This is a genomic window from Nocardia sp. NPDC050408 (assembly GCF_044458905.1).
Classification (GTDB): Bacteria; Actinomycetota; Actinomycetes; order Mycobacteriales; family Mycobacteriaceae; genus Nocardia.
Genome location: NZ_JBITIL010000004.1, coordinates 429144 through 455390, shown reverse-complemented (window position 1 = coordinate 455390; position 26247 = coordinate 429144). Strand labels below are relative to the sequence as shown.

The following is a 26247-nucleotide window of genomic DNA, read 5'->3' as shown; positions in this document are numbered from 1 at the left end:
GATAAGCGGCGGTGAATCAGACCCGACCCCCAAGATCAATTTCGGGCACCATGGTCGGCATGGATCTACGCATCTTCACCGAACCGCAGCAGGGTGCGAGCTACGACATGCTGCTCACCGTCGCCAAAGCCACCGAGGATCTGGGTTTCGACGCGTTCTTCCGCTCCGACCACTATCTGGCCATGGGCGGCATCGATGGCGTGCCCGGTCCGACCGATGCCTGGATCACGCTGGCCGGGCTGGCCAGGGAGACCAAGCGCATCCGGCTCGGCACCCTGGTGACGGCCGCCACCTTCCGACTGCCCGGACCGCTGGCCATCCAGGTCGCCCAGGTGGACCAGATGTCCGGCGGCCGGGTCGAGTTCGGACTGGGCAGCGGCTGGTTCGCCGAGGAACATGCCGCCTACGGAATCCCGTTCCCGCAGGACAAGTTCACCCGGTTCGAGGAGCAGCTGGCGATCATCACCGGCCTGTGGGCAACCAAGCTCGGCGATAAGTTCACCTTCGACGGTGCGCATTACGCGATCACGGACTCCCCCGCCCTGCCGAAGCCGGTGCAAAATCCGGTGCCGGTGCTGATCGGCGGGCACGGTGCGAAGCGCACCCCGCGCCTAGCCGCCACATACGCGACCGAATTCAATATGCCTTTCGCCTCGCTCGAGGACAGTGCCCGTCAATTCGACCGCGTGCGCGCCGCCGCGCAGGCTCGCGGCCGCCGCCCCGACGATCTGATCTACTCCAATGCCCTGGTGGCCTGTGTAGGCGCCTCCGATGCCGAGGTGGCGCGCCGGGCCGCCGCCATCGGCCGTGAGGTCGAGGAACTGAAGACCAACGGGCTCGCGGGCTCCCCTGCCGAAGTCGTCGACAAGATCGCCCGCTATGCCGAAATCGGCGCTACCCGTCTCTATCTCCAGATCCTCGATCTCGACGATCTCGCGCACCTGGAACTCATTGCGGCCCAGGTGATGTCACAGCTGTAGATCGTCCACGGTGGCGGATTCGTTGCGGGACAGGTTGATGCCCAGATTCGCCGCTGCCCGATCGATATCGTCCTCGTCGGCGCTGCCCATTTCGATGGCGGCGCCGTCGGAGGACAGTACCTCGACGTTGAGGCACAGCGACTGGAGCTCCTTGAGGAGCACCTTGAACGACTCCGGAATGCCCGGCTCCGGAATGTTCTCGCCCTTGACGATCGCCTCGTACACCTTGACCCGGCCCGCGATATCGTCGGATTTGATGGTGAGCAGCTCCTGCAGCGTGTAGGCGGCGCCGTAGGCCTGCATGGCCCAGCACTCCATCTCACCGAAGCGCTGACCACCGAACTGCGCCTTACCACCGAGCGGCTGCTGGGTGATCATCGAGTACGGACCGGTCGAACGGGCGTGGATCTTGTCGTCGACCAGGTGGTGCAGCTTCAGGATGTACATGTAGCCGACGGCCACCGGGTACGGGAAGGGCTCACCGGAACGTCCGTCGAACAACGTCGCCTTGCCATCCGCGCCCACCATCACCTCGCCGTCGCGGTTGGGCAGGGTAGCGCCGAGCAGCCCGCTGAGCTCTTCCTCTCGGGCCCCGTCGAACACCGGGGTGGCGAGATTGCTGTCGGCGGGCGCGGCGCGCATATCCGCCGGCAACGAGCTGGCCCAATCGGGTGTGCCCTGAATCTGCCAGCCCGCCTTGCCGATCCAGCCGAGGTGGGTCTCCAAGATCTGGCCGATGTTCATACGACGCGGCACACCGTGACTGTTCAGGATGATGTCCACCGGGGTGCCGTCCGGCATGAACGGCATGTCCTCGGTCGCGAGGATCTTGCCGATGACACCCTTGTTGCCGTGGCGACCGGCCAGCTTGTCACCGTCCTGGATCTTGCGCTTCTGCGCCACATATACGCGCACGAGTTCATTGACGCCGGGCGGCAGATCATCGTCGTCCTCGCGCGAAAACACCCGAATACCAATAACTTTGCCCGATTGACCATGAGGAACCTTCAGCGAAGTGTCGCGCACTTCGCGCGCCTTCTCACCGAAGATCGCCCGCAGCAATCGCTCCTCCGGTGTCAGCTCGGTCTCACCCTTGGGAGTGACCTTGCCGACCAGGACGTCGCCATGTCGCACCTCCGCGCCGACGCGGATGATCCCGCGGTCGTCCAGATCAGCGAGCACCTCGTCGGAGACATTCGGGATATCGCGGGTGATCTCCTCGGCTCCGAGTTTGGTATCGCGGGCATCGACTTCGTGCTCCTCGATGTGGATCGAGGTGAGCACATCCTGTTCGACGATGCGCTGCGACAGGATGATCGCGTCCTCGTAGTTGTGCCCCTCCCACGGCATGATCGCCACGAGCAGATTCTTGCCCAGGGCCATCTCACCGTTCTCGGTGCAGGGACCGTCGGCGAGCACCTGTCCGGACTCGACCCGCTGCCCCTCGTCCACGATCGGGCGTTGATTGACGCAATTGCCTTGGTTGGAGCGGGCGAATTTGCGTAACCGGTAGCTCTTGCGGGTGCCGTCGTCGGCCATGACGGTGATGAAGTCGCCCGAAACCTCCTCGACCACACCGGCTTTCGCGTTGACGACCATATCGCCCGAATCGAGAGCGGCACGAAACTCCATACCGGTACCCACGATCGGGGATTCGGAACGGATCAGCGGCACGGCCTGGCGCTGCATGTTCGCACCCATGAGCGCTCGGTTGGCGTCGTCGTGCTCGAGGAACGGAATCATCGCGGTCGCGACCGAAACCATCTGGCGCGGCGAGACATCCATATAGTCGACCTCGTCGGCGGGAACAGATTCGACCTCCTCGCCGAGGCGGCGGGCCAGGATCTTGTCCTCCACCAGGTATCCGTCCGCATCGATCAGCGAATTGGCCTGCGCACGCACATACCGTTCCTCCTCGTCCGCGCTGAGGTACACGACCTCATCGGTGACCCTGCCGTCGACCACCTTGCGGTACGGCGTCTCGATGAAGCCGAACGGATTGACCCGCGCGTACACCGACAGGTAGCCGATCAGGCCGATATTCGGGCCTTCGGGGGTCTCGATCGGGCACATCCGGCCGTAGTGACTGTGGTGCACATCCCGCAGTTCGAGGCTGGCGCGTTCACGCGACAGACCACCCGGGCCCAGCGCCGAGAGCCGACGCTTATTGGTCAGGCCCGACAGCGGGTTGTTCTGGTCCATGAACACCGACAGCTGCGAAGTTCCAAAGAACTCCCTGATCGCCGCGGTGACCGGACGGATATTGATCAGCGTCTGCGGCGTGATGGCCTCGACGTCCTGGGTGGTCATCCGCTCGCGGACCACACGCTCGATCCGCGACATGCCGACCCGGAGCTGGTTCTGGATCAACTCGCCGACCCTGCGCAGGCGACGGTTACCGAAATGGTCGATGTCATCGACCTCAACCGGAACTTCGACACCGCCGGGCGCCGTCATGGTCCTTTCGCCCGCGTGCAACCGGACCAGATACTCGATGATCGCGATGAGATCCTCCTCGGTCAGCACCTGATCCGTGGTGGCGCTGATGCCGAGTTTCTTGTTCATCTTGTAGCGACCGACGCGCGCCAGGTCGTAGCGCTTCTCTTTGAAGAACAGGTTCTCCAGGAGCGCTTGTGCGGACTCCTTGGTCGGCGGCTCACCCGGACGCAGCTTGCGGTAGATATCGAGCAAGGCGTCGTCAGTACCGACCGTATGGTCCTTCTCCAGGGTCGACATCATGACCTCGGAGAAACCGAAGCGCTGCGTGATCTGCTCGGAACTCCAGCCGAGCGCCTTGAGGAAAACCGTCACGGGCTGACGACGCTTGCGGTCGATACGCACACCGACGGTGTCGCGCTTGTCGACATCGAACTCCAGCCAAGCGCCACGCGACGGAATCACCCGCACACTGTGCAGATCCTTCTCGGTGCCCTTGTCGACGCTGTGATCGAAGTACACACCCGGCGAACGCACCAGCTGCGAAACGACGACGCGCTCGGTGCCGTTGATGATGAACGTGCCCTTATCGGTCATCATCGGGAAATCACCCATGAAGACCGTCTGGCTCTTGATCTCACCGGTGTTGTTGTTGATGAACTCTGCGGTCACGAACAACGGCGCCGCGTAGGTCATGTCCTTGTCTTTGCACTCGTCGATGGAGGCCTTGACCTCCTCGAAACGAGGATCAGAGAAAGAAAGCGACATCGACCCGGAGAAGTCCTCGATCGGCGAAAGCTCCTCGAGCACCTCCTGCAGTCCGCCCGTCGAATCACCCACGCCGAGCTCGGCGGCGCGGGTCTCCCATTCCGGGCCGCCGATCAACCAGGCAAACGAATCGGTCTGCACGTCGAGCAGGCCGGGGACCTCCAGCGGCTCCCGGATCCTGGCGAAGGAAATCCGCTTCGGTGCACCGACCGTCCGACTCGATTCTGACAAGGTGCGTCCTTCCCCTCACGCAATGCGCGAACATCGCTTGTCTACTGACGAATTTCGCCCCGGCCACGCACCCGAACGAAACTCGCGCACCACGAAGGAAACATCACCACAGCGGATGATGTTTACAACGATTGGTTCGTGAGGTGGACAGGAGGCAACCAGCGCAACGTCCAAAATTACACTCACACTCATGGAATGTCGAGTGCGGAATCAGAATAGGAACCACTGTTTTTGGGCTACGTCGAACCCACGCTGAATTGCTTCCCATTTATAGAATAACTCGCCGCTCCCGGCTGAGTCAAGCTTTTCGCCACATTTCAGGGGATGGGCCGGTTCGTGGGCAGATTGACGAAGCTCGGCGCATCCGGATCGAGCTGCAGATATTGCGGCTTGAGTTCGGTGGCGTTGAGCATCGGCCGAAATGCCAATGCCTTCGGCGCGTTTCCGGCGAACACATCCACCCGCAGCCGGTGGCCGGGCAGCAAGAGGGCCTGTGTCGGGATGACCGCGATATCCAGCGTCACGGGGTTTCCCGGCACGACGGGCAGCATGCTCTCCAGGGTGATCGGGTTGTACGGGGCGGTGTAATCGCCGCTCGCCGAACGCACGCTCCGCGACTCGTCCACCGCGCGCAGTGACGCGGTGAGCTGGCCGGTGGTCAATACGGTCGATGTGCCGTCGGGCGCGACATCGTTGACGGTGACGTCCCAATAGCCGTCCCTCGCATCGTGAACCGCATTGAGGTGCACATTGATCGGCCCGGAGATCACGGTCGGCTCACTCATCTCCGCACTGGTGAAGGTCAGCCCGTTGCCCTCGGCAATACGGGAATCCTTGGCGCAGATATCGAATGGCGCGGCTAAACCGGCGGAGCCCTGCGCGGTATCGCGTGAGCATGCCGTGGTCATCCCGGGCGCGACCTGCAGGGCGACGCGCTCGTTCGGCTTCGTCGAGGCCAGTGACCCGTCGTGCACCGCGTGCTCGGCGGTATCGCTCGACGCCGAGGACAGGTAGACACGGTGATGTGTGACGTCGCGTTCCGGGAACTGCCCCAAGGTCTTCCAGCCCGAACCCTGCTCCCACAGCGTGATCGGCCCGAAGTCGCCGATGCCGTTGTCGATGCCCTTGAGCCACTTGTCGAACCACACCCGCTGCAGCACATCCAACCGCGGCGGCGCGCCGGGCGCACCGGTACCGGCACCCGGATTCGCATGGTAGGTATCGCCGATCAGTAACTGCTTCTTCGCCTGTGGCAGTGGGATGACGTTGTAAAGTTTGGACGCGCTATTGGCGAAGATGTCATGCCAGCCGCCATACATGAAGGTGGGCACCGTAATTCGCTCCGGATGCCCCAGGATCCCCTGCCGGAATTCACTGTTGTCGTCGAGTGCCGCGGCAAGTGCCGTCGGCACCCGGTCCAGCGACGGGGTGAGCAGCGCCTGGGCGAGCAGATCGGAATTGGTTGTCGGATCGGCCACCCTGGACTGGAGCCATTTCCAATCGAAGGTGCCGTTGAGCATCGCCTGCACATCGGGAATCAGCTTCGTCTGGTTCACATTGTTCAACCACAGCGGCAGGAAGGTCGTGCCGATGCCGCCGCCGGGCGCGACGACATCACGCATGAGATCGCTGCCCGCCTCCACCGGGAAGATGGCTTTCAGTGCGGCAGGGGCGTTTTCGGCCGCCCGCAGTTGATTGATACCGGCATAGGAGCCGCCACTCATACCGACCGTGCCGTTGGACCACGGCTGCTCGGCCGCCCAATCGATCACCTCGAGGGTGTCCAATTGTTCACGCTTGCCGAGGGTGTTCCAGGCGCCCTGGGAGAAGCCGGTACCACGGACGTCCGCGACCACCAACGTGTAGCCGCTGCGGATGAGATTGCGGTCGATGCCGAGCACGGTTTGGATCATGCCGCCGTCGAGTGCGTGCATCAGCTCGCCGAATCCGCTGATCGGCGTGCCGGACAGATTGAGGCGCCGGACCATATCCATGGTGAAAGGCCGCAGCCCGGGCGCGGCGAAGGCCGAATCCACCAGATTGCTAATGAGTTTGGTGTAGGGCGTGAGATTCACGATCGTCGGCAACGGCTTGTCGACCACCGTGTTCGCCGCATCGACGGGCCGATACACATTCGCCTTGAGTATGACGCCGTCACTCATGCGAATCGGGACATCCCAGTCGATATGGACATCGGGGTACTCCTGCGGGCCGTCGTGCATAGCGGTCCATCGCTCACCGAGGGTGCTGTCGACGCTTTGCTCGGCGGTCGCGGAGCCACCAGCACTCGAAGCAAGTGCCACAACGGCGGCGACAACGGTCGCCAGTCGAACCCAACGCATAAGCGCAGGTGCCACTCCATGCCCCGACAACTCGTGATCCCCTCTCGATTGGTACGCAGCATGCAGACAAGGTCGTCCGATCGACGCGCGACGACCATAGCAACCCATTGGCGAATATCCCGCTAGGTTCGGTCCGTTCGGTTCGTCGGATATCCCGCAGACTCGCTGGACCCATTCTGAGGCGTTATCGAACCGTGACCGATCTATGTCGAAGCACCGAGCCGCGCTCCGACCCACGGGTATGCGCCACCGAGGCGTGATGAACCGGAAGGATCGAAATGCGCAAGCTCATCGTCGTCAACATCATGTCGCTGGACGGCTACTTCGAAGGCCCGGGCGGCAATGTCATGGCCCTGCCGATGGACGAATCTTTCGACCGCACCAACCTCGAGCACATCCGGAATGCCGATACCGTCCTGCTCGGCGGCACGTCCTACGGGATGTTCAGCGGCTTCTGGCCGAATGTCGAGCACGATCCGACGTCCTCGACCACCAATCGCGAATTCTCCAAGCGCTACAACGCCATCGACAAGGTCGTGGTCTCCGACCACGCGGAACTTCCACCAGCGGACCACGCCTGGGCGAACAACACCCGCATCGTCGCCCGCTCCGATGTCTACGAGGCGATCGCTCAGCTGAAGCGACAGCCGGGCGGCGATATCGTCGTCTTCGCCAGCCGAATCCTGTGGAACGACCTGCTGATCCACGGCCTGGTGGATGAATTGCATCTGGTGATCGGGGCGACCACGCTCGGCGCGGGCACCCCGATCTTCATCGGCGACCATCCGGCCCTGCGACGGGTGGAAACCCGAACCTTCGAGGACTCCGACAACATCCTCACGCGCTACGTCCCGATCGATGCCGCGAACTGAGTTATCTCGGCAGTCGGAGACGATCCGTGATGCCGTCGAGCAGGCTGGTCAGCGTCCACTCGACGGGGTCGACGCCGGTGGTGGTGGTGCGCGCGGCGATCCAGCGTGCGAAGGCCGGGTAGCGACCGTCGGCGAGGATCGGCGCCAGCATCGGTCGCGCGGCGGCGGCCAGTTCGTCGTCGGTGTGCAGTCCGGCGCGGGCCCGCATGCGGTTCTCTTCGGCGAGTTGCAGGGCGGCGCCGATGAGGTGGCCGTCGACGGCCGCGGTGATCAGCGTCATATCGTCGGCGGCGATATCGAGGGGCTCCAAGAGGGCGAAACGGAAGTCGAAGTAGCGCAGCGCATTCGGCCCGAGCGGCGGTCTGGTATGCACGAGTTCACCGAACCAGAGGTGGCGCTGGATCACCGACCAGGTGGCCAGCGAAAGCTCTTCGAGTGCGGTGCGCCAATGCCCCGAAGGCGTTGCGGGCAGCGGAATCTCGCCGTAGACGGCGTCGATCATCAGGTCGACCAGACCGTCCTTGCTGCCGACATAGCGATACAGCGACATCGGCGTGGACGCACCGACCGCCGTGGCGATCCGCCGCATGGTCAGCGCCCGCGCACCCTCGGCATCAGCCACGGTCAATGCCGCACGCAGGATGCTCGCCCGGCTCAGCGTCGTGGTCGGTCGGCCCGGCGGTTCCGGGAGCGACCAGATCAACGGTCCGGGCGGCGACGAATCCTCACTCATGCCTCCACCTCGCTGGCGCTCGCCCACTGCCACCTCCTTGCCAGGCATTCAACCATTCGTGTACAACGTACACATGATGTACAAAGTACACGCACCTCGTGTTCTAATTGCCGGTGGCGGATTGGTCGGACTGTCGGCCGCGCTGTTCCTGCGTCGGCATGGCGTAGCAACGGTGCTGGTCGAACGCAGACCGAGCACCTCACCGCAACCCAAGGCCCGGCGCGTCAATATCCGGACCATGGAACTGTTCGGCCAGCTCGGCATTGCCGAGGAGGTGCTGGACGCGGCCCGCGACCTCGCCGAGTACCAGCAATTCGCGGCCGGTCCGACGCTCGCGCAGGCCGAACGAATCCCCTTCACGCTGCCCGGCGGGGTGCCGGACTGGTCGACCATCACCCCGGCCACCGCCTGCCTGTGTGCCCAGGACCTGCTGGAGCCGGTGCTGCGGCGCATTGCCGTGGCCCGCGGCTGCGATGTGCGATTCGGCGTCGAGCTCGCCGACTTCGTCGACGAGACCGATGGCATCACCGCCACGATCCGCGCCGCCGATGGCACGGTCGAGCGACTGCGAGCGGACTACCTGATCGCCGCCGACGGCGCGTCGAGTCCGATCCGCGAGCGGCTGGGTATTCCGCGCGATGGGCGTGGCACGCTCGGCCGAGCCGTCAATGTGTACTTCCGCGCCGATCTCGCCGGGCTGGTGCGCGGCCGCGAATTCAACCTCTGTCAGATCGAGAATGCCGACGCACCAGGAGCTTTCGCCTCGGTCGACGGGTCACAGCGCTGGATATTCACCACCACCGAGGGAGTTGACCGTCCCACGGATGAATGGCCGAGCGTCTTGCGAACGGCCATCGGCGTTCCCGATATTCCGATCGAGCTGGTCAGCGTATTGCCCTGGGAGCCAGGAATGTTCGTCGCCGAGCGATACCGTGTGGGCCGCGTTTTCCTGGCCGGTGACGCCGCACACGTCATGCCGCCCTTCGCCGCCGCGGGCGCGAATACCGGCATCGAGGATGTGCATAATCTCGCCTGGAAGTTGGCGGCTGTACTCCGCGACGAGGCCGATCCGACATTACTGGACACCTACCACGCCGAACGTCGCCCGGTCGGCTGGTATATCGCCGACCAGTCGAGCATCCGAACCGCCGACCTGCGCAGCATGAATCGCGAATCCACCGACGCCACACCACTCGCCGATCCGATCGCGCTGATCCTCGGGAATCGCTACCGTGCGGGTGCGTTCATCGACGACGGCAGCACGCACACCATGACGCATCTGGATCTCACCGGCCAACCCGGCACTCGACTGCCTCATCGCCGGCTTCCCGACGGTCGCTCCACACTCGACCTCATCAAGACGTCCTTTGCCCTGCTGGTCGGTCCAGCAGGCACCGCATGGAAAGCCGATCCAGCGTTGGAAATCCATGAGCTCGACCAGGATTGGCCCGAAACCGTCGGCATATCCCCTGCCGGCGCGCTGCTCGTGCGCCCCGATCAGATCATTGCCTGGCGCATGCCGAGCCTGCCGCCTGATCCGCCCGCCGAGCTGCACACCGCCCTGGATCGCATACTGCGATGATGTTATTTCGGTGGCGTCCCGATCGTCTGGACTTGCTTTCCATCCCAATGGAATTGGACCGGCGTCAACGTGCCGTCCGGGCAGGCATTGCAACTACCCGGCGTCTTGTAGATCACACCGACGGTGTCATCGGTCGTGCGCCCCGGATCCAGCGAAGTGAACCCGAGACTGTCCCGCGTGCCGGTACCGACGAATTCGCCCTTGTGGAACAGCAGCACCTGATTCGGTGAACTACCGGTCGCGCCCTCGACGGTGATGATGACGGCCGATAGCGTGACGCACGGATCGAAGGTGCCCTCGAATCCGGCCGGATCGGTGGACCACGGCACCTTGGTGAGCGGATCGACGGGCAACGTCGCGATGGCCGAACTGATCACCGGCGCGGTCAGATCGACCCCACATTTCGCCGCAGGTGACGTGGTCGCCACCGTAGTGGTCGGGGCGAAATCGGTTATCCGGTCATCGTTATCACCCGAGCCGCATCCGGTCACACAGGTCAGTGCGATACCGAGGCCGAGCAAAACGAGCCGATAAGTCTGCATCGAGGGGAAGCCCTTCAGGTCGGACGAATATCTCGATCGCGCTGCGCACACCATCATCGCATCGTCGAATCCGGCGATCGCCGCGGCCGGTCTCCCACAGGTGGGGTCGCCACGGGGACGGTGAGTCGATAACGTCGATAACCGTCCGAGTCCTGATGAGGAGATCTGAATGGGTTCAACGATTTTCGCCGTGTTCCTACCGCTGGCCCTGGCGCTGGTTATGTTCGGACTCGGGTTGACCTTGACCGTCGACGATTTCGCCAGGGTGCTGCGGTATCCCAAGGCGGCGGTGGTCGCGCTGGTATGCCAGATGATCCTGCTGCCCACGATCTGCCTGGGTCTGGTCTATCTGTTCCGACTCGAGGGTGCGCTGGCCGTCGGGGTGATGTTACTGGTCGCCTCACCGGGCGGGCCGTCGGCGAATCTGTTCAGCCATATCGCCGGTGGCAATGTGGCCCTGAATATCACGCTGACCGCAATCAATTCGATTCTCGCCGTCTTCACCCTGCCGCTTGTGGTCACGCTGTCGTTCACGCTGTTCATGGACGATGACGCCGCGATCGGGCTGCGGCCGGATAAGTTCGCCCAAGTGTTCGCGATCGTGCTGGTCCCGGTCGCGGTGGGGATGTGGGTGCATCGCCGGTTCACCGACTGGGCCGAGCGGATGCGCAAGAACGTCAAGATCGTCTCGGCAGTGGTGCTGCTGTTGGTCGTCGTGGCGGCGGTGGGGCGCGAGTTCGACACGCTGACCGAGAATATCGGCAAGCTCGCCACGCTCAGTCTGTTGCTGTCGACGTTGAGCTTCGTCATCGGGTACACCGTGCCGCGCTTGTTCCGGGTGGAGACCGATCAGGCGATCGCCTCGGCGATGGAGATCGGCATCCACAACGGCGCGTTGGCCATCGCGGTCGCCTCGAGCGTGCTGCACAATTCGCAGATGGCGGTGCCGCCCGCGGTCTACGGGGTGCTGATGAATGTTCCGGCCGCCATCGCCGCATACTTGTTGGCGCGGCAGCTGCGCCGCGCGGCTCCCACACCGGTTCCGGCCGCCACCGGCTAGGGCGGCCGAGCGCGTCGATGGGTAGCCTTTGCGTGTTCGACGTCAGGTGAGAGGACCTCAGTTCGCGATGCGACCGCTCGGCACAGACGATCCCACGCGGATCGGGGACTACCGGCTACTCGGCCTGCTCGGTGCGGGCGGTATGGGCCGGGTGTACCTCGGGCGCAGCGCGGGTGGCCGCACGGTCGCGGTGAAAGTGATACGGCCGGATCTGATCGGCAACGAGTTCCGGGAGCGGTTCCGCCGCGAGGTCACCGCAGCGCGGCGGGTCGGCGGGAAGTACACCGCGCCGGTGCTCGACGCGGATGTGGATTCGACGCCGCCGTGGCTGGCGACCGGCTATGTGGCCGGATTCTCGTTGACCGATGCGGTCGAGCAGTTCGGCACATTCAACGAGAACACGCTGCTGGTGCTCGCGCACGGTCTGGCGGAGGCCTTGATCGCCGTGCACGACGCCGGGATTGTGCATCGCGATCTGAAACCGTCCAATGTGCTGCTCGCCGTGGACGGTCCGAAGGTGATCGACTTCGGCATCGCACGCGCCGCCGAGGACAGCGCACTGACGACCACCGGAAGTGTCATCGGCTCACCGGGCTTCATGTGTCCGGAGCAGGTGGTCGGACCGACCATGGGGCCCGAGGGTGATGTCTTCGCACTCGGCGGCGTGCTCGTTTACGCGGCAACCGGGCAGGGACCGTTCGGCTCCGGCGAGACGGTGCAGATGCTGTATCGGGTGGTGTACGAGGAGCCGCGCCTCGCGGCGGTGCCGGACCGGCTGCGGCCGCTCATCGCTGCCTGTCTGAACAAGGATGTGACAGCGCGGCCGACTCCGCAGCAGTTACTCGATCAGCTGGCCGAACTCGAGGTTCCGGAACGTGTCGGCTGGCTGCCCGCGCCGGTGCTCGAAGAGGTGAGTCGACGGGCGGTTGCGCTGCTCGATCTGGAATCCGGGCCGGTCGAGGCGGTCGGGCCGGATCCGTCGCGGTCGGCGCCGACGATTTCGCGGCCGATGCCGCAATCGAATTCGGGGCCGCACGCAGCGCCCCATGCGCTGTCGCGGACTGGGACCGATGCGGTGGCTTGGCAGCCCGGAAATACCGCATGGCAATCCGGACCTCCTGGGCCACAAGCTAATTCGAGTCATGGTTATGCGCCCTATCCGCCTGCGCAGGATCGGTCGGGGCCGCAACCTGCCTACTACCACGCGCAGCCTGCGCCGAAGAGTCGGTCACGCCGGAGCGCATTGATCGTCGCGGCTTTGGTGGTGTGTCTCATCGTCGCGGGCGGCGCATTCCTCATCGGCACGCAGCTGACCGACAAGTCCTCCGATTCCGCGGCGACGGTGAGCACTTCGGCGGTGGCAACCACCGTCCCGCGCACGACCACCTCGATGACGCAGACCTCCGAGACGAGCACCTCGGCAGCGGCAACGGACTCCGTGATACCCGAAGCGTTCGTCGGCAAGTGGACCGGCACCGCAAGGGATGCGCTCGCCACCTTCGATGTCGAATTGACCATTCACGACGGGAAAGTCGGCGAGGAGCTCGCCTCCTCGGCCAATACCGGCCAGGCATCGCACAACCGTTGTGAACGCGCCGAACGTCTGACGAATGCGACCGATACCCAGCTCACCTTCGTGGCACGGCTCAGCGGCGGTGCGAGCGGGTGCATGGATGAAGGGTCGACATCGAAGGTAATCCTGCAGCCGGACGGTTCGGTCACCTACAGCTTCAGCGGCGGTTTCAGTGGTGTGCTCGGCGACGTCACCGGCACTCTGCACAAGAATTAGCGCGCGAGATTCATCGGGCGCGCCTTCCTACGCACTCGACGCCCATCGTCCATCCTGTGGACCGACAACGAGCCGAATCCGCGTGAAGGGATCAATCGAATGCGCATAGTAGCCGAAGTGCTGGTCGGCCTGGTGGCGTTGCTGCACATCTATATCTTGGTCATGGAGATGTTCCTGTGGACCACGCCGCGAGTGCGCGCGTCCTTCGGCAGCACCGTCGAATTCGCCGAGCAGACCAAGGTTTTGGCCGCCAACCAGGGCCTCTACAACGGCTTCCTGGCGGCCGGTCTGATCTGGGGCATCATCGCCTCGGACCCGGTCGGATTCGCCGCGATGATCTTCTTCACCGCATGTGTTGTCGTCGCCGGAATCTACGGTGCTGCGACCGCGAACCGTCGGATCCTGATCGTTCAGGCGCTGCCCGGCGCGATCGCCCTGGTCGCCGTCCTAGTGGCGGGCAGCAGCTAACCAACGCTTGCCGAACCGGCCGATGCGCGCGAGCTCGCCCGATGGCCGTGGTCCAGGACAGCTTCGCGACTCACATGGTGGATAGCGCCGTCGACACTAGTCCTGATGCCGTGGCGGGTAGGCGTGCGAGCGGGCACGATCGAGATAGCACCGCCGAATGATCAATCGGAGGGATACGCATGCGGAGATTCATCGGGATCGTGATCGCCGTGCTGATGGTGGGCGCGGTTACCGGATGCGGCGGCGATTCCGGTTCCGAAGCGAGCGTCGTCACGAGCACCGCACCAAGTACGCCGTCGGGTGTGCCGGATCTGGCGGCGGGGCAGGAGATCGTGCGCGATATCGATGTGCCGTGGGGGCTTGCCTTCCTGCCCGACGGTGATGTCCTGGTCGCAGAGCGGGATACCGGCCGAATTCTGCGGGTGGTGCCCGGCCGCCCGGCCGAGAAGGTGTACGAGGTTCCCGGGGTGGTCGCGCGGGGCGAGGGTGGTCTGTTGGGGCTGGCCGTGGCGGCGGATTATGCCGAAACACGGTATGTCTATGCGTATTTCACCGCTGCCGACGATAATCGGATCGTGCGGTTCCGGCTCGATGGGCAACCGGAAGTCATCTTCGCCGGTATCGCCAAGGCCGGGAACCACAATGGCGGACGGATCGCATTCGGGCCCGACGGCATGTTGTATATCGGTACCGGAGATGCGGCGCAGGGCAATAGATCTCAGGATCCGGCGAGCCCCAATGGCAAGATCTTGCGGCTGACGCCCGATGGCGCTGCGGCACCGGGCAATCCAACGCCCGGTTCGCCGGTTTACAGCCTGGGGCACCGCAATGTGCAAGGTCTGGCCTGGGATCGTTCAGGCAGACTCTTCGCCGCGGAGTTCGGTCAGGACGCGTTCGACGAGATCAATCCGATCGAGCCGGGCCACAACTACGGCTGGCCGATCGTCGAAGGTATGGGCGGCACGGAGCGGGGATTCACTGACCCGCAAGTCATTTGGAAACCTTCGGAGGCATCGCCGTCCGGCATCGCCATATCCGGCGACACCCTCTATGTGGCGGCGCTGCGCGGCGAACGATTGTGGACGGTTCCACTGCGCGACGGCACGCTGGGCACACCGCAGTCCTGGCTGCCCGACCTGGGCCGCCTGCGCACGGTGGCAATAGCCCCGGACGGCGCACTGTGGCTGACCACCTCCAACACGGACGGCCGCGGCGACGTCCGTGCCGGTGATGATCGGATCATCCGCTTCCCGGCGCGCTGAATTCGACTATCTGACAACCTTTCCGACCGAGCGCAGATCGCGACGCAGCAGTGCGGTCTCCCGTGCGTGGCCACGGCGGCCGAACACTCGATACAGCAGCCGGACGGGAACCGGGACTTCTCGCAGGAATTCCGACCATTCGCGCTCATCGGCCTCCTCGGCGATATGACCGAGGAATACCAGGGCCCGCCCTTTCGAGAACGACGCCATACCGCGCTTACCGAGCTCGGCCCACTCCGATGCGGTCAAGGTCGCCGCCACTATCGGCAGTGCCGTATCTTCTTCCAGGCGAAGATGTTCGGTGAGGGCCTCGTGTAGTCGGCGCAGCCCTTCGGCCAGCAGGTCGGTCGTTTCCGCACCGCCCTGATGTTCCCATTCGGACAGTTCGGCATCGAGACGCCGCATGATCGCATCGATCTGTTCGTGCTGGGTTTGCATGAGATCGAGCACCGTCGAATCCAGTTCCGCCGAAAGCAGTTTCGGCCATACCAGTTCGTCCTCATTGCGGTGCTGACGATGCAGCGCGGCAAGCATCTCACGTGCATGTGCACTCACTCGCGTCACCTGTTCGGCATCCGTGGGCGAGGTGGCCTCGACAATGTCTGCCAGCAAACGGAATTCGCGACGGAACACGCGGTGCACGAGCACCATGTCGTGGGTTCGACAGCCCGGGTCCTCGACAACCCGGCGGCTCATAACTCCTGCTCCAGCGCAGATCGAACATCCCCGATAGTCATTTAGTTCCTCCCGATACTAAATGCACTCCTGTGCAATAAGTGCAACTTAGTATAGTTTTGGCCGAGGCAGCACTGTCAAGATGGCACTCGGAGGACAAGCAGGAATGACCGAGCACCGCGCCCAGGTCAGCGAGACCAGCCAGGTCGAGGAAACCGCCCAGCTCACATCGGGCCGCGTCGCCCAGCGCCGACGCACCCGCAAAGCCATCGTCGACGCCTCCATGACATTGCTGAACCGCGGCATAGAACCCTCGGTCAATGACATCGCCGCCGCCGCGGACGTATCCAGACGCACTGTCTACCTGCATTTCCCAACTCTCGACCAGTTGATGCTCGATGCCACCATGAGCCTGCTCAGCGCGAACACCGATGAGGCGCTGACGAATATCCGTTCCGACGACCCGCGCGTACGCATCGGCGAATTGGCGCGGGCGATGGGTGCGCAGATCACCGAGCTGCTACCGATGGGGCGGCGGCTGGTGAAGCTCACCGTCGACCCGCCCGCGCAGGACGCACCGCCGCCCGGGCATCGTCGGGTGCGTTGGATCGAATGGGCGCTCGAACCATTGCGTGACCGCATGCCCCAGCCGCAATTCGACGATCTCGTGTCGAGTATTGCGCTCGTGGTGGGCTGGGAGGCGTTCATCGTGCTGATCGATGTACGCGCACTGGAACCCGACGTGGCCGTCGATGTATGTGCCCGCACCGCAATGACTCTCGTGAATGCCGCCCTCCACTCGCTCGAAAACTCATAGGCCGCGGCCGGTCACCCGGTGGCACTCGGCCATTCGGTCGTCGGAATGCGTTGCCCCAAGCGCCAAACGGCAAGCGTCAGTGGGACGCCTGGGCGGTACGCCAAATGGGTTACCGAGGGAGCGTCGAGTACCTGGAGATCGGCGCGCGTACCGACCTCGATGACCCCCACATCGTTGCGGCGCAACGCTTTCGCACCCGCGGCCGTTGCCGCGTACACCGCTTCGGCGATCGAGAGGCCCATTTGGAGTACCGACGTTGCCACGCAGTAGGCCATCGACGTGGTGTAGGAGCTGCCCGGATTGGCATTGGTAGCCAGGGCTACGATCGCGCCCGCGTCGAGCAGTGCGCGGGCCGGAGCAAGAGGCTGTCGGGTGGACAAATCGCAGGCAGGCAGGACGGTGGCGACGGTGTCCGAGGCGGCGAGGGCATCGATATCGGCTTCGGTGAGGTGGGTGCAGTGGTCCACGCTCGCTGCGCCGTGACGGACCGCCAGTTGCACGCCGGGGCCGGCGCCCAATTGATTGCCGTGTACGCGCAACCCGAGTCCGCGTGCGGCGGCGGCGCGCAGGACGCGATCGGACTGAGCTTCGTCGAAAGCGCCTGTCTCGCAGAAGACATCGGCCCAGCGCACATGCGGTGCGACCGCGTCGAGCATATCGCCGCAGACGAGGTCGACGTAGGTTTCGGCGTCGGTACCGGGCGGGACCAGGTGTGCGCCCAGGTAGGTCACCTCGTCGGCGATGGCGGCGGCGATTCGGGCCGAACGTGCCTCGTCGGGCACGCTCAGGCCGTATCCGGTTTTGGTCTCCAGGCAGGTCGTGCCCTGGCGGTAGGCCTCCGCGACATGGCGGCTCAGGTTGGCTGAAAGCTGTTCGTCGGAGGCGCTTCTGGTGGCGGCGACGGTCGTCGCGATACCACCGGCACGGTAGGGCTGGCCAGCCATTCTGGCCTCGAATTCGGCGGTGCGATCACCGGCGAAGACCAGGTGGGTGTGACTGTCGACCCAGCCGGGCAGCGCGGCGCGGCCGCCGATATCGACACGATAATCGGCGGCCGGTGCGGAGCTCGCCGGGCCGATCCAAGCGAAGCGTTCACCATCGAGCACCACCGCGGCATCGTGCAGCGGGCCGTCCGGTGCGTTGGTAGTCAGCTCACCGATTCCAGTGATGAGGGTCGACACGGTGCCCTTTCTGTCGGTGGAGATTCTGGTCTCGTCGTTGCCGCAAGCTGTCAAGGTGGGCACAAGGCCCGAATCTCGTCTCGCAGAATGATTTCGGGGTCCTCCACCAGCAAATGGCGACCCTCCGAGACCACCTGCCGCCCGGCGATCAGCACCGCGCGGATATCCGCGGCCGAGGCCGCGAACAATGCGGCCGTGGGTGCGGTGCCCGCGGTCCGGATCGAGTCGAGATCTACGGTGACCAGATCGGCAGCGGCACCCGCTTCGATGCGGCCCACTTCGGGCCAGCCGATCGATGCGTGATCGGTTGCCGCACTGAACAACTCCGCGATCTCGAATCGTCCACGAGTGCGGGATGCGAGGCGTTCGTTCAACTCCAGTGCACGCCACTCTTCGAAACCGTCGACGCTCGCGTGACTATCAGTGCCGAGGCACAGCCGGACTCCAGTGTCGAGAAGTTCGCGGGCCGGGCCGATGCCGTCGCCGAGATCGCGTTCGGTGGTCGGGCAGAAGCAAGCCCTCGACCGCGCGTCCGCCAGCATCTGGATATCGGCGGGTCTCATATGTGTGGCATGCACGGCTACCGTGTCCGGACCGAGCAACCCGCTTCGAGCCAATAGAGCGGTCGGCGTAAGCCCATGTGCAGCAAGGCAATCGCGGTTCTCGCCCGGTTGTTCCGAGAGGTGGACGTGCACCGGCCGACCATCTGCCTGTTGGGCGACCACCGCCAGCGCCTGCAGCGGTACCGCGCGCACCGAATGTGCGGCGACACCGGTGCGCACCAGCTCCGACTCCGGTTTGAACGCGGCGGCGCGCTCGGCCCAGGTCGCCGCATCACCGTCGCTGAAGCGAAGCTGGTGTTCGTTCGGCGGTTGACCGAATCCGCCACTGAGATAACAGGTATCGAGCAGGGTGAGCCGAATTCCCGCATCCCGTGCCGCTGCGGCCAGCGCCGCGCTCATCGCATTCGGATCGGCGTAGGTTACGCCGCCGGGTGCGTGATGCAGATAGTGGAATTCGCCGACGCTGGTGTATCCGGCGAGCACCATCTCCGCGTATACCGCGCGTGCGAGCCGGTAGTAGGAGTCAGGATCCAGCCGATCGGCGACGGCATACATCCGTTCCCGCCAGGTCCAGAACGAGCCTCGGGCATGGTGGGTGCGTCCGCGCAAGGCGCGATGGAAGGCGTGTGAGTGCGCATTCGCGAAACCGGGAACAGTCAAGCCGCGCAATACGTTTCCATTCGGCTCGGTTCCCCGGGCCACTGAGCGGATCGTCGATCCGGTGACATCGATCGTCACCCGTTCGGCCAAACCATCTGGCAGCCAGGCGTATTCGGCCCAATAGACGCTCATTCGGCCGCGCTCCCATGCATCGGATTCCGATGACACAGATCTGACGCCTGAACCCGCGTGCTCATTTCGCCAAATCCTCGAGCACGCGAGCCAGGCTCGCTGCGCCGAAGTCCACATCCGCGGGTTCGGAATACTCCTGCGGCGCATGGCTGATACCGGTCGGATTGCGCACGTAGAGCATGCCGGAGGGCACATGGGCCGCCAGGATCCCCGCATCGTGCCCCGCGCCGGTCGGTAGAGCGGGTACACCTCCCAGTACTGCGTCCATTCGGCCTCGCAGTGTCTCGTCGAAAACGACATCGTCCGAATAGGATTCCTCGGTAACAGTGATCTCGCAGCCCTCGGTGGCCGCCGCCTCGCGTGCGAATCCGGCGATATCCTCGACCAGCGCGGCGGTGCGGCCGTCTCCGGCGACGCGCGCGTCCAGCCACAGATCCACGGTCGAGGCAATGACATTCGTGCCGCCCGGTGTGGGCATCAGCTTGCCGACCGTAGCCCTGGCATCCTCGGTGGCCGCGGCAACCCGGCGCGCGGCCGCGATCACAGCGGCCGCGGGCAGCATCGGATCGTGACGGTCGGACATGCGGGTCGCACCCGCATGATTTCCCTGCCCGGTGAAGGAGAACCGGTAGCGCCCGTGCGCGATGATGCTGCTGCCGGTCGCGACCGGGCTGTCCAAGTCGATCAGTCCGCGTCCCTGTTCGACATGCAATTCGACGAAGCAGCCGATACTGGCGAGCGCTTCGGGATCCGCGCCGAATCGATCCGGATCCTGCCCCGCTTTGGCCGCGGCCTCCGCAAAGGTGATCCCAGCGGCGTCGCGTAGTCCGCGCGCCCGGTCGGCGTCGATGGCACCGGTGAGCAACCTCGACCCCAGGCATGGCACCCCGAAACGTCCACCCTCCTCCTCCGCGAACACCAATAGTGCGAGCGGCTTCACAGGAGTGAAACCCTCCGCGCGCAAGATATCCACTGCCGCGAGCGCGCTCGTCACTCCGAGCGGGCCATCGAACGCGCCCCCACCAGGCACCGAGTCCAGATGACTCCCCGTGACCACCGCACCGGCCCCCGGGCTCCCCCACCACGCCCAGACATTTCCGTTGCGATCCGTCGTTACATCCAGACCGCGCCGGGCCGCCTGCTCGATGAACCAATCCCGCAATTCCAGTTCGGCACGATCGAAGGCGTGCCGCGAGTATCCGCCGCGCCGTGCGTCGCGGCCCACATCCGCGATTTCGGCGAGCAGGCCATTCGCCGTCACTTGTTCTCCTGCATGGGGATTCGTACGCCACGTTCCTCGGCGACCGCGCTGGCCCGCTCGTACCCGGCATCCACATGCCGAATGACGCCCATACCAGGGTCATTGGTGAGCACGCGCTCGATCTTTTGCCCGGCCAACGCGGTTCCATCGGCGACACAGACCTGTCCGGCGTGAATGGACCGCCCCATGCCCACCCCGCCGCCGTGGTGAATCGAAACCCAGCTCGCGCCCGAAGCGGTGTTGACCAGCGCATTGAGCAGCGGCCAGTCGGCAATGGCATCGGATCCATCGGCCATGGCCTCGGTTTCGCGATACGGCGAGGCGACACTGCCGGAGTCGAGGTGGTCACGACCGATCACCACCGGGGCCCGCAAATCACCGTTGGCCACCATCTCGTTGAAGCGGAGTCCGGCCAGGTGTCGCTCACCGTAGCCGAGCCAGCAGATGCGGGCCGGAAGTCCTTGGTAGGCAACGCGTTCCCCGGCCATGCTGATCCAGCGGTGCAGGGATTCGTGCTCCGGGAACAGTTCCAGCATGGCGCGGTCGGTCGCGGCGATATCCGCCGGATCACCGGACAGCGCGGCCCAGCGGAACGGCCCCTTGCCCTCGCAGAACAAGGGTCGAATGTAGGCGGGCACGAAACCCGGGAAGTCGAAGGCCCGTTCGCAGCCACCGAGTTTCGCCTCACCTCGCAGCGAATTGCCATAGTCGAAGACCTCGGCACCACGATCGAGGAACCCGAGCATCGCATCGACGTGCTCGGCCATGGATTCGCGGGCGCGATCGGTGAATTCGTCGGGCTTCTTCGCGGCGTAATTGGCCCAGTCCTCGACTGCGACACCGCGCGGCAGGTACGCGAGGGGGTCGTGCGCCGAGGTCTGGTCGGTGACGATATCGATCTCGACACCCGCCGCGAGCAGCTTGGGCAGCACCTCGGACGCATTGCCGATCAGACCGACCGACAGCGCCTTTCGTTCCTTGCGCGCCTTCGACACCCGACGCACCGCATCATCGAAATCGGTGGCGATCTCGTCGAGATAGCGGTCGTGCACGCGCCGCTCGGCGCGCGCCGGATCGCATTCGACGACCAGGGCGACACCGCCGTTCATGGTTACCGCCAACGGCTGCGCACCGCCCATGCCGCCCAATCCTGCTGTGAGCGTGACGGTTCCGGCCAGGGTGCCACCGAAACGCTTATCCGCCACGGCGGCGAAGGTCTCGTAGGTGCCCTGCAGAATGCCCTGGGTGCCGATGTAGATCCACGAACCCGCGGTCATCTGCCCGTACATGGTGAGGCCGAGCGATTCCAGTCTGCGGAACTCCGGCCAGGTCGCCCAGTCCCCGACCAGATTCGAATTGGCGATCAGCACCCGCGGCGCCCATTCGTGCGTCCGGAATACGCCCACGGGCTTACCCGACTGGACCAGCAGGGTCTCGTCGGCCTCGAGCGTGGTGAGGGTGCGGGTGATTGCATCGAAGCTGGCCCAGTTCCGCGCCGCCTTACCGGTGCCGCCGTATACCACCAGGTCCTGCGGCCGCTCCGCCACGTCGGGATCGAGATTGTTCTGCAGCATCCGCAGGGCGCCCTCGGTCTGCCAGTTCTTGGCCGTCAGTTGCGTGCCGCGCGCCGCGCGCACTGTCCGTGTCATCGGATTGCCTCCATATCAACGAATTGCCGATCCGTCCCGCAGGTCGGTGTCGGATAGCTACTGGTGACCTCGCATGACCATGTGTGCGAGCCTGATTCGCCATGTGGGAACCGGATCGCTTCGGGTGTTGGCAAGGGAGCTCACTTTCCTGAGGTGTCGAGGAGGGGGGTGACCGCGGCCAGCAGTTCGCCGGAACGGATGAGTTCCGTCGCGGCGGCGATTTCCGGGGCGAGATGTCGGTCCGGTCCCGGACCGTCGACCTCGGTGCGCAACAGGGCGACAGCGGCCGCAGTGGCCGGGCCCGGATGCAATGGGCCTCGTAAATCCAACGCTCTTGCGGCCGTGAGATATTCGATGGCGAGCACAGCGGCCAGACCGTCGACGGCCCTGCGCAATTTGCGCGCGGCCGACCAGCCCATCGACACATGGTCTTCCTGCATCGCACTGCTCGGAATCGAATCCACCGAGGCGGGCATGGCGAGGCGCTTGAGCTCGCTTACGATTCCGGCCTGGGTGTACTGGGCGATCATGTGACCGGAATCGACACCAGGATCGGCCGCGAGGAAGGCCGGAAGGCCGTGCGAGCGTGCGACATCCAGCATCCGGTCGGTGCGCCGCTCCGCCATGCTCGCGACATCGGCGATCGGAATAGCCAGGAAGTCCAGGACATACGCCACCGGAGCGCCGTGGAAGTTGCCGTTGGATTCCAACCTGCCATCGGCGAGCACGACGGGGTTGTCGATCGCCGAGGCCATTTCGCGTTCGGCCACCAATTCGGCGTGCGCGACGGTGTCGCGGGCGGCACCGTGTACCTGCGGTGCGCAGCGCAACGAATACGCGTCCTGCACTCGGTTGCACTCCGGCCCCCGGTGGCTGGCAACGATTTCCGATCCCGCGAGCGCGGCCGCCATACGGCGCGCCGACACCGCTTGGCCCGGATGCGGACGCAACGCCTGCAAATCATCGGCGAAGACCCGGTCGGTGCCGAGAAGTGCCTCCACGCTCATGGCGGCGGTGATGTCGGCGACGTCGAGCAGTTGGTGCAGATCACTGATCGCGAGCGCCAGCATGCCGAGCATGCCGTCGGTGCCGTTGGTGAGCGCGAGCCCTTCCTTCTCGGCAAGAGTTACCGGGGTGATCCCCTTGGCACGCAAGGCTTCTGCGGCCGCAATCACCTTGCCGGAGGAGTCGGCGACCTCACCTTCCCCCATCAACGCCAAAGCGACCGCGGCCAAAGGCGCGAGATCGCCGGAGCAGCCGAGCGAGCCGAACTCGTGCACCACAGGCGTAATGCCCGCATTGATCAACGCGGCCAGGGTGCGAGCCGTCTCCGGTCGCACCCCGGTATGTCCCGTGGCCAGGGTGCGCAGCCGCAGCAGCATCATGGCGCGCACTACCTCGGTTTCGACCGGCGCGCCGGCGCCCGCGGCATGTGAGCGGATCAGCGACCGCTGCAGCGCGGCCCGACGCTCCGGCGGAATGTGCCGGGTGGCCAGTGCGCCGAAGCCGGTGGAGACGCCGTAGGTCGGGACCGTACCCGCGGCCAGCGCGTCGACATGCTGGCGCGCATGGGTCAGCCGCTTCTCGGCGGCCTCGCTGAATACCACCTTGGCGCCGTCGCGGGCAACGGCGACGATGCGTTCGATGGTCAGCGGTCCGTCCAGTTCCACGGGCGGTAACTGCGTGGTATCCGGCATAGGCCCATTCCACCGCCACCGGGGCGGGTGCAGAATGAGGCTGGGGCAGGTTCCGTCTGGTATCCGAGACACTGACCCGAACCGGCTTGGGAGGAAGTGGCATGGGAACGAGCAGCGACATCCCGGCGCTGCGGCGCGGCCTGGCCGTGCTGCAGCTGATGGCGACCCGGGCCGGACCGGTCTCCGCATCCACGGTCGCGCGTGAGCTGGACATCCCCCGCTCCACCACCTATCACCTGCTCGCGGAGTTGGAGCAGGCCCGTTTCGTCACCCGGCTGCCCGCCGAACGGCGCTACGGCCTCGGTATCGCCGCCTTCGAATTGGGTTCGGCCTATCTGCGCCACGATCCGCTGGAGCGGGTGGCCGGACCGTTGCTGCGCGAGTTGGCCGGACGGGTCGGGCACAACGCGCACCTCGGAGTTCTGCACGGCAATGAACTGCTGTATCTGATCAAGGAACGCCCGGCGCGCCCTGAAACTCTGGTGACCGATGTCGGCGTCCGCCTGCCCGCGCAGTTGACCGCGTCGGGCCGGGCGATCCTGGCGCATCTACCGGCCGCCCATGTGCGGGCACTGTTCCCATCGGCGGCGGCCTTCGTACGTCGCACGGACCGCGGGCCGACCAGCCTCGCGGCGCTGCGCATCATCCTGGCCGCCGAGCGGCGGCGCGGTTGGGCGAGCGAAGACGGACATGTCACCGCCGGATTCGCCTCGGTCGCCTATCCGGCATTCGATCACGACCACCGGCCGATCGCGGCGATCAGCCTGACGCTGCGGCACCATTGCGAGCAGATCCCCTGCGCGGCCGATTGGTCCGGTCTCGCCGCGCAGGTGCGGTCGACCGCTGACGAGCTCACCCGCCGCATCGGTGGACGGGTGAGCTAACGACGCGAGTAGGTAGCAATCGAGACGAACTCCCAGGTCTTTTGACCACAAGCGCGACACACCGATCGCCTGCCCAGATTTCAGCAATCTCACAGTTACGCTGAGAGATCACTACCCGGGGCAATGCCCCACCAGGTGACGCACGACCAACAGTGCCGGATGGGGACAGGAGCTCGATGCGAACACCGATGCGCCGCCGCACCCTGGTCGGACTCGCGTTCATCGCGACCGCGCTACTGCTGCCCGGCATCACCATGCCGACCGCCCAGGCGACCATCGCTCCGTTCGGCCGGGAATTCCTCTGGGGCGTCGCATCATCGGGCTTCCAATCCGAAGGCCATGCGCCGGACAGCAATTGGACCCGCTATATCGAATCCGGCAACGCCGGGGACGACTACGAGAATTCGGTCGACTTCTACAAGCGCTACATCTCCGATATCAACCTGGCCGCACACCTCGGGGTCCGGGTGTATCGGATCGGCATCGAATGGGCGCGGGTCCAGCCGCAACCCGATACCTGGGACGAGGCGGCATTCGGCTTCTACGACAACGTGATAGCGCGCATTCTCGCGACCGGTATGCGGCCGATGCTCACCCTGGATCACTGGGTCTATCCCGGCTGGGCCGTCGATCGCGGCGGCTGGCGCAACCCCGGCATGGTCGAGGATTGGCTGGCCAATATGCGAAAGGTGGTGAGCCGTTACGGCTCTCGCGATCCGCTGTGGGTCACCTTCAACGAGCCCGCCGCCTACATCGGCACCGAACTTCGCATCGGCGCGATCACACCGGACGAGGCGCCCGCAGTGCTGGATCGAATTGCCCAGGCGCACAACGCAATCTACGACACCATCCATCAGAACCGGCCCGACGCGCAGGTCACCAGCAACCTCGGCTATGTAGCGGGCGCCGAGACCGAGGTGAATCAGCCGATCGTGGACCGGATCGCCGATAAGCTCGATTTCATCGGCGTCGACTACTATTTCGCGCCCCTGCCGGAAACGAACAAAGCAGTACAGGGTGGTTCGAACGAGGGTCCAGCGATCTGGGAACTCCCGATTCACACTGAGGGCATCTACTACGCGTTGCGCCATTACGCGCAGCTGTTTCCCGATCGCCCACTGTATGTCGTGGAGAACGGCATGCCCACCGAGGACAGCAAGCCACGCGCCGACGGCTACACCCGCACCGACCACCTCCGCGACACCGTCTACTGGCTCCAGCGCGCCAAAGCCGACGGCATGAACGTCGTCGGGTACAACTACTGGAGCCTGACCGACAACTACGAATGGGGCAGCTACACACCACGTTTCGGCCTCTACACCGTCGACGTCCGCACCGACCCCACGCTGGCCCGCAACCCCACCGACGCCGTCGACGCCTACCGCGGCATCATCCAATCCGGCGGCGTCCCGACCACCTACCGTCCGTCCCGCCCGCCGGTCGAATGCGGCTTGGTCGACCCCCCGGACAGCTGCGACGAAACCGTCGCCTTTCCCTAGCCGAATACCCACACTCGACTGCAGACGAGCTGCACGCCGCCATCGAGCACGCCTTCGCGGCCGCCTCGGAGCACCGGGCGACCCTCTACGGATAGCAGCACCCGGGTGACCGGCCCGACCGGTAACCAGCGCGGCAGGTCATGCTTGATCGGCATGACCGCGAC

At 65.0% G+C, this 26247-nt stretch carries 21 protein-coding genes; 10 read left to right on the top strand and 11 right to left on the bottom strand.

Annotation, left to right across the window (positions count from 1 at the left end; all coding sequences use genetic code 11):
- Positions 1-59: 59 nt before the first annotated feature.
- Positions 60-980, top strand: a complete 921-nt coding sequence (locus tag ACIBJI_RS15385; protein WP_364343834.1) for an LLM class F420-dependent oxidoreductase — start codon at positions 60-62, stop codon at positions 978-980.
- Here ACIBJI_RS15385 and ACIBJI_RS15380 read toward each other — a convergent pair.
- Positions 969-4415: a DNA-directed RNA polymerase subunit beta gene (locus ACIBJI_RS15380; protein ID WP_396955355.1), complete on the bottom strand. Its 3447-nt coding sequence runs from the start codon at positions 4413-4415 to the stop codon at positions 969-971. The two genes, ACIBJI_RS15385 and ACIBJI_RS15380, sit on opposite strands and share 12 nt — an antisense overlap.
- A 317-nt stretch (positions 4416-4732) precedes the next feature.
- Positions 4733-6757, bottom strand: a complete 2025-nt coding sequence (locus ACIBJI_RS15375) for a CocE/NonD family hydrolase (protein ID WP_364354982.1) — start codon at positions 6755-6757, stop codon at positions 4733-4735.
- A gap of 278 nt (positions 6758-7035) precedes the next feature.
- Between ACIBJI_RS15375 and ACIBJI_RS15370 the strand changes: the two genes are divergently transcribed.
- Complete coding sequence (locus ACIBJI_RS15370) at positions 7036-7629, top strand: dihydrofolate reductase family protein (RefSeq protein ID WP_396955354.1); 594 nt, start codon at positions 7036-7038, stop codon at positions 7627-7629.
- 1 nt (position 7630) lies between these two features.
- On the opposite strand, the gene ACIBJI_RS15365 is transcribed toward ACIBJI_RS15370, so the two are convergent.
- Complete coding sequence (locus ACIBJI_RS15365) at positions 7631-8362, bottom strand: TetR/AcrR family transcriptional regulator (RefSeq protein WP_396955353.1); 732 nt, start codon at positions 8360-8362, stop codon at positions 7631-7633.
- A gap of 73 nt (positions 8363-8435) precedes the next feature.
- On the opposite strand from ACIBJI_RS15365, the gene ACIBJI_RS15360 reads away from it, so the two are divergent.
- The gene (locus ACIBJI_RS15360) at positions 8436-9944 is read left to right on the top strand and encodes an FAD-dependent monooxygenase (protein ID WP_397084572.1); all 1509 of its coding nucleotides are present in this window, start codon (positions 8436-8438) and stop codon (positions 9942-9944) included.
- Positions 9945-9946: 2 nt separating this feature from the next.
- On the opposite strand, the gene ACIBJI_RS15355 is transcribed toward ACIBJI_RS15360, so the two are convergent.
- A complete protein-coding gene (locus tag ACIBJI_RS15355) occupies positions 9947-10486 on the bottom strand; it encodes an LppP/LprE family lipoprotein (RefSeq protein ID WP_364354970.1) in 540 nt (179 codons plus the stop codon).
- 169 nt (positions 10487-10655) lie between these two features.
- On the opposite strand from ACIBJI_RS15355, the gene ACIBJI_RS15350 reads away from it, so the two are divergent.
- The 4 genes from ACIBJI_RS15350 to ACIBJI_RS15335 all read left to right on the top strand — a co-directional run bounded on the left by ACIBJI_RS15350 (position 10656) and on the right by ACIBJI_RS15335 (position 15065).
- The gene (locus ACIBJI_RS15350) at positions 10656-11546 is read left to right on the top strand and encodes a bile acid:sodium symporter family protein (protein WP_364354967.1); all 891 of its coding nucleotides are present in this window, start codon (positions 10656-10658) and stop codon (positions 11544-11546) included.
- 67 nt (positions 11547-11613) lie between these two features.
- A complete protein-coding gene (locus ACIBJI_RS15345; RefSeq protein ID WP_364354964.1) occupies positions 11614-13335 on the top strand; it encodes a protein kinase in 1722 nt (573 codons plus the stop codon).
- Positions 13336-13434: 99 nt separating this feature from the next.
- Positions 13435-13803 (top strand): DUF1304 domain-containing protein, encoded by a 369-nt coding sequence (locus tag ACIBJI_RS15340; RefSeq protein ID WP_364354961.1) that lies wholly within the window; start codon positions 13435-13437, stop codon positions 13801-13803.
- A 179-nt stretch (positions 13804-13982) separates the two neighbouring features.
- The gene (locus ACIBJI_RS15335) at positions 13983-15065 is read left to right on the top strand and encodes a PQQ-dependent sugar dehydrogenase (protein ID WP_397084570.1); all 1083 of its coding nucleotides are present in this window, start codon (positions 13983-13985) and stop codon (positions 15063-15065) included.
- A gap of 6 nt (positions 15066-15071) precedes the next feature.
- Here ACIBJI_RS15335 and ACIBJI_RS15330 read toward each other — a convergent pair whose 3' ends face one another.
- Complete coding sequence (locus tag ACIBJI_RS15330) at positions 15072-15761, bottom strand: hemerythrin domain-containing protein (protein WP_364354958.1); 690 nt, start codon at positions 15759-15761, stop codon at positions 15072-15074.
- A 145-nt stretch (positions 15762-15906) separates the two neighbouring features.
- Here ACIBJI_RS15330 and ACIBJI_RS15325 point away from each other — a divergent pair, with 145 nt between their 5' ends.
- Positions 15907-16557, top strand: coding sequence for a TetR/AcrR family transcriptional regulator (locus ACIBJI_RS15325; RefSeq protein ID WP_364354955.1), 651 nt, complete (start codon positions 15907-15909; stop codon positions 16555-16557).
- 11 nt (positions 16558-16568) lie between these two features.
- Here ACIBJI_RS15325 and hutI read toward each other — a convergent pair whose 3' ends face one another.
- The 5 genes from hutI to hutH all read right to left on the bottom strand — a co-directional run bounded on the left by hutI (position 16569) and on the right by hutH (position 23700).
- Complete coding sequence (gene hutI / locus ACIBJI_RS15320) at positions 16569-17738, bottom strand: imidazolonepropionase (RefSeq protein WP_364354952.1); 1170 nt, start codon at positions 17736-17738, stop codon at positions 16569-16571.
- Between the two features lie 50 nt (positions 17739-17788).
- Positions 17789-19093 carry a formimidoylglutamate deiminase gene (locus ACIBJI_RS15315; protein ID WP_364354949.1) on the bottom strand — a complete coding sequence of 435 codons (1305 nt, stop codon included), beginning with the start codon at positions 19091-19093 and terminating at the stop codon, positions 17789-17791.
- A gap of 61 nt (positions 19094-19154) precedes the next feature.
- Positions 19155-20354 (bottom strand): allantoate amidohydrolase, encoded by a 1200-nt coding sequence (locus tag ACIBJI_RS15310; RefSeq protein ID WP_364354946.1) that lies wholly within the window; start codon positions 20352-20354, stop codon positions 19155-19157.
- Entirely contained in the window at positions 20351-22003 is a 1653-nt protein-coding gene (gene hutU / locus ACIBJI_RS15305) for a urocanate hydratase (RefSeq protein WP_397084566.1), read from the bottom strand. The genes ACIBJI_RS15310 and hutU overlap by 4 nt, the downstream gene beginning before the upstream one ends.
- Before the next feature lie 140 nt (positions 22004-22143).
- The gene (gene hutH, locus ACIBJI_RS15300) at positions 22144-23700 is read right to left on the bottom strand and encodes a histidine ammonia-lyase (protein WP_364354940.1); all 1557 of its coding nucleotides are present in this window, start codon (positions 23698-23700) and stop codon (positions 22144-22146) included.
- Positions 23701-23801: 101 nt separating this feature from the next.
- Between hutH and ACIBJI_RS15295 the strand changes: the two genes are divergently transcribed.
- Entirely contained in the window at positions 23802-24584 is a 783-nt protein-coding gene (locus ACIBJI_RS15295) for an IclR family transcriptional regulator (RefSeq protein ID WP_397084564.1), read from the top strand.
- 176 nt (positions 24585-24760) lie between these two features.
- Complete coding sequence (locus ACIBJI_RS15290; protein WP_364354934.1) at positions 24761-26083, top strand: family 1 glycosylhydrolase; 1323 nt, start codon at positions 24761-24763, stop codon at positions 26081-26083.
- Here the strand turns inward: ACIBJI_RS15290 and ACIBJI_RS15285 are convergent.
- Positions 26080-26238, bottom strand: a complete 159-nt coding sequence (locus ACIBJI_RS15285; protein WP_364354931.1) for a hypothetical protein — start codon at positions 26236-26238, stop codon at positions 26080-26082. The two genes, ACIBJI_RS15290 and ACIBJI_RS15285, sit on opposite strands and share 4 nt — an antisense overlap.
- Between the last annotated feature and the right edge of the window lie 9 nt (positions 26239-26247).